Origin of the sequence: Rhodoferax sp., from assembly GCF_023701345.1 — a bacterium.
GTDB lineage: Bacteria > Pseudomonadota > Gammaproteobacteria > Burkholderiales > Burkholderiaceae_C > Rhodoferax.
The window spans coordinates 1-3,337 of sequence record NZ_JAMPXE010000211.1 but is presented as its reverse complement, the minus strand read 5'-3'; the positions used below and the strand labels follow the sequence as shown (position 1 = coordinate 3,337).

The following is a 3,337-nucleotide window of genomic DNA, read 5'->3' as shown; positions in this document are numbered from 1 at the left end:
GCCTGAACCCGCTTTTTGAAGAACGCCTGAACCCGCCAGGGTGCCGCTGATCTCGGGCCAGCCTCTGAAGGAGCCCATTGTTCAGTACGGCCCTTTTGTGATGAACTCGCAGGATGAGATTTACCAGGCGCTGAGCGATTTCCGCGATGGCCGCCTCGGGGAAACCGCTTAAACAGCTTTTGCAAAGGATGTCGTCATGACGATAGAGGCACACCTGCGAATTTATCGGCCCAATCCAACCAAGGGCGATTGGCAGGAAACGCAGGGGATGGCAGCCCTGTCGGCCCGGCTTGTCAAAGGCCTTGCGCCATCATTTCACCCAGCCGGATCGCGCCGCCCGGCTGCCAGGCCGGGTTGAACTGCAATGGCCCCTGCGGGAACAACATGACCACCGTGGAGCCCAGCAAGAAGCGGCCCATCTCGTCGCCCTGCTGGAACGTGATGCGCTCGCGGTCATAGCGCCATTCACTCAAACAACCCGGACGCGGGGCATTGACCCCACCATGCCAGGTGGTGGCCATACTGCCCACAATGGTGGCGCCCACCAGCACCAGCACAAACGGCCTATGAGCGCCCTCAAACACGCAGACCAAGCGCTCATTGCGGGCGAACAGGCCGGGTACGCCGCGCGCGGTGGCGGGGTTGACCGAAAACAGATCGCCCGGCACATAGATCATGCGCAACAAACGCCCGGCGCACGGCATATGGATGCGGTGGTAGTCGCGCGGGCTCAGGTACAGCGTGGCAAAGTGGCCGTTGTCAAACTGCGCGGCCAATGCGGCATCACCGCCGACCAGCGCGGTGCTGCTGTAGTGGTGCCCTTTGGCCTGGAAAATCTGCTGGCCTTCGATGCGGCCAAACTGGCTGATGGCGCCGTCCACCGGGCAAATCAGCTCGGCTTGCGCCAGGGGCCTGGCACCGTCTTTGAGGGCGCGGGTGAAGAAGTCGTTGAAGGAGGTGTAGCTGGCGATATCCGGGTTCGCCGCCTCCTGCATGTTGACGTGGTAACGCTGGACAAACCAGGCAATCAATCGGGTGGTGAGCCTGCCGCCCCGGGCACGGGCAATGCGCCCGGCCAGCAAGGTGATGACTTGCTTGGGGATCAGGTATTGGAATAGTACGGCGGTGCGGTCGGTCATAGGGCAGGGATTCTACGCAGTGCATTCAAATCATCCGCTGCCACAATCATGGCATGGCCATTGTCCGCATCCCCCCCATTCAATGCCTGCTGACATTTGAAGCGCTGGCGCGTCTGCGCAGCGTCACGCAAACGGCAGAAGAACTGTGCGTCACGCCCAGTGCGGTAAGCCACCGCGTCAAGCAGCTTGAGCAAATCATTGGCACCAAGCTGTTTGGCCGGGCCGATTTTTCGCTCACCGTCGAGGGCGTGACGTACCTCGCGCATGTGCGCGACGGTCTGACCATGTTGCAGAAGTTTCCCAGTTCGGCGGCGCTGCCGGGCAAGCGCAAGCTGCGCCTGGCGGTCACGCCGACCTTTGCGCGCGCCATTCTGATTCCGCGGCTGCGCCAGTTCACCGAGGCCTACCCCGAGATTGACCTCACCCTGCAAATCTCCATTCCGCTGCTGGACGTGGTCGCCGAAGACGCCGACCTGATGATCCGTTTTGGCACCGGCCGCTACGCCGATGTCGAGTATTTTTGCCTGCTCAAGGACGAGGTCACGCCCCTGGCTTCACCTGCCTTTGTGCGCGAACACGGCCCATTTGAGGTGGCGCAAGACCTGGAGGGCGAGGAATTGTTGCGCAGCCCGCTGGAGCCCTGGCGTACCTGGTTTGCCGCCCGCGGGCTGGACTGGCCCGAACCCACCGAGGGCTCACAGTTCAACGATGTCGGTCTGATGTGCGATGGTGCGGCTGCCGGCATGGGCATCGCGCTGATTCGACTCAAGCTGGCCCAACCCTGGCTGGAAAACGGCTCGCTGGTCCGCCTGGGCACCAGCGAGGTCTTTGCCAGCAATGTGCCCAGCCCACATGCCCACTACCTGTGCTGGCGCACCGGCATGATGGAGCGCTGGGAATGTGTCGCATTTTCTGATTGGCTGCAACAAAGCCTGGCTTGAGGAATTTCAACAAGGTTTATAAAAATGCTCAACGGCGATGCCTGCGGCAAGCATTAAAGTCGTGGCTCTGCAACCCGATTCAGCAAAACCGGTTACTACAAGGATTCAGATGAACGCCTCTGCGATGCCCCAAGAATTTTCAGCCCTGCAAAGAACAGAGCGTCAGGCGCAGGTCGTACAAGGGCTGTCTGCCCATTTGCCTGCCCACGCCCTGCTCTGGAACAGCGAGGACACGACGCCGTACGAGTGCGACGGTTTGACCGCCTACCGTCAGCGCCCGCTGGTGGTGGCGCTGCCAGAGAATGAAGCCCAGGTGGCCGCGGTGCTCAAAACCTGCCACGCCCTGAATGTTCCGGTGGTCGCGCGCGGCGCCGGCACCGGCCTGTCGGGCGGCGCCATGCCGAACGCCCTGGGTGTGACCCTGTCGATGGCCAAGTTCAACAAAATCCTGAAACTTGACCCGGTGTCGCGCACGGCAGTGGTGCAATGCGGTGTGCGCAACCTGGCCATCAGCGAGGCGGCGGCACCGCTGGGACTGTATTACGCACCGGACCCCAGCAGCCAGATTGCCTGCACCATAGGCGGCAACGTGGCCGAGAATTCGGGTGGCGTGCACTGCCTCAAATATGGCCTGACCTTGCACAACATCGTCAAGATCAAAGGTTTCAGCATGGAAGGCGAGCCGGTTGAATTCGGCTCGGACGCGCTGGACGCGCCCGGCTACGACCTGATGAGCGTGGTGATTGGCTCGGAAGGCATGCTGGCGGTGGTGCTTGAAGTGACCGTCAAACTTATCCCAAAACCGATGCTGGCACGCTGCATCATGGCCAGCTTCGATGACATCCGCAAAGCCGGTGAAGCCGTCGCAGCAGTGATTGCCGCCGGCATCATCCCGGCCGGCCTTGAGATGATGGACAAGCCCATGACGGCGGCAGTAGAAGACTACGTGCACGCCGGCTACGACCTGAGCGCCGAGGCGATTTTGCTGTGCGAGAGTGACGGCACCCCGGAAGAAGTCGAAGAAGAAATTGGCCGCATGAGTGACGTGCTGCTGGCCGCCGGTGCCACCAAAGTTGCGATCAGCCAGAACGAACAGGAGCGCCTGAAGTTCTGGAGCGGACGCAAAAACGCGTTTCCCGCCAGCGGCCGTATCAGCCCCGACTACATGTGCATGGACAGCACGATTCCGCGCAAGCGCGTGGCCGACATTTTGCTGGCCATTCAGCAGATGGAAAAAAAGTACCAGTTGCGCTGTGC

3 protein-coding genes and 1 pseudogene are annotated in these 3,337 nt (G+C 61.5%); 3 read left to right on the top strand and 1 reads right to left on the bottom strand.

Annotated features, from left to right (window positions below):
• Nucleotides 1–34 precede the first annotated feature (34 nt).
• Nucleotides 35–172, top strand: a pseudogene (locus NDI87_RS17175) (pirin-like C-terminal cupin domain-containing protein); the annotation flags it as partial.
• Nucleotides 173–293: 121 nt separating this feature from the next.
• On the opposite strand, the gene asd reads toward NDI87_RS17175, so the two are convergent.
• Nucleotides 294–1,139, bottom strand: coding sequence for an archaetidylserine decarboxylase (asd, locus tag NDI87_RS17170; RefSeq protein ID WP_296276805.1), 846 nt, complete (start codon nucleotides 1,137–1,139; stop codon nucleotides 294–296).
• Between the two features lie 53 nt (nucleotides 1,140–1,192).
• On the opposite strand from asd, the gene NDI87_RS17165 reads away from it, so the two are divergent.
• Together NDI87_RS17165 and NDI87_RS17160 are read left to right on the top strand one after the other, a co-directional pair.
• Entirely contained in the window at nucleotides 1,193–2,080 is an 888-nt protein-coding gene (locus NDI87_RS17165; RefSeq protein WP_296276804.1) for a LysR substrate-binding domain-containing protein, read from the top strand.
• 109 nt (nucleotides 2,081–2,189) lie between these two features.
• Nucleotides 2,190–3,337: FAD-binding protein (locus tag NDI87_RS17160; RefSeq protein WP_296276803.1), on the top strand; the 1,148-nt coding region annotated here is incomplete at its 3' end.

Coding starts and splice junctions, on each gene's coding strand:
- asd (WP_296276805.1), bottom strand. CDS start 1,139: ATGACCGACCGCACCGCCGTACTATTCCAATACCTGATCCCCAAGCAA.
- NDI87_RS17165 (WP_296276804.1), top strand. CDS start 1,193: ATGGCCATTGTCCGCATCCCCCCCATTCAATGCCTGCTGACATTTGAA.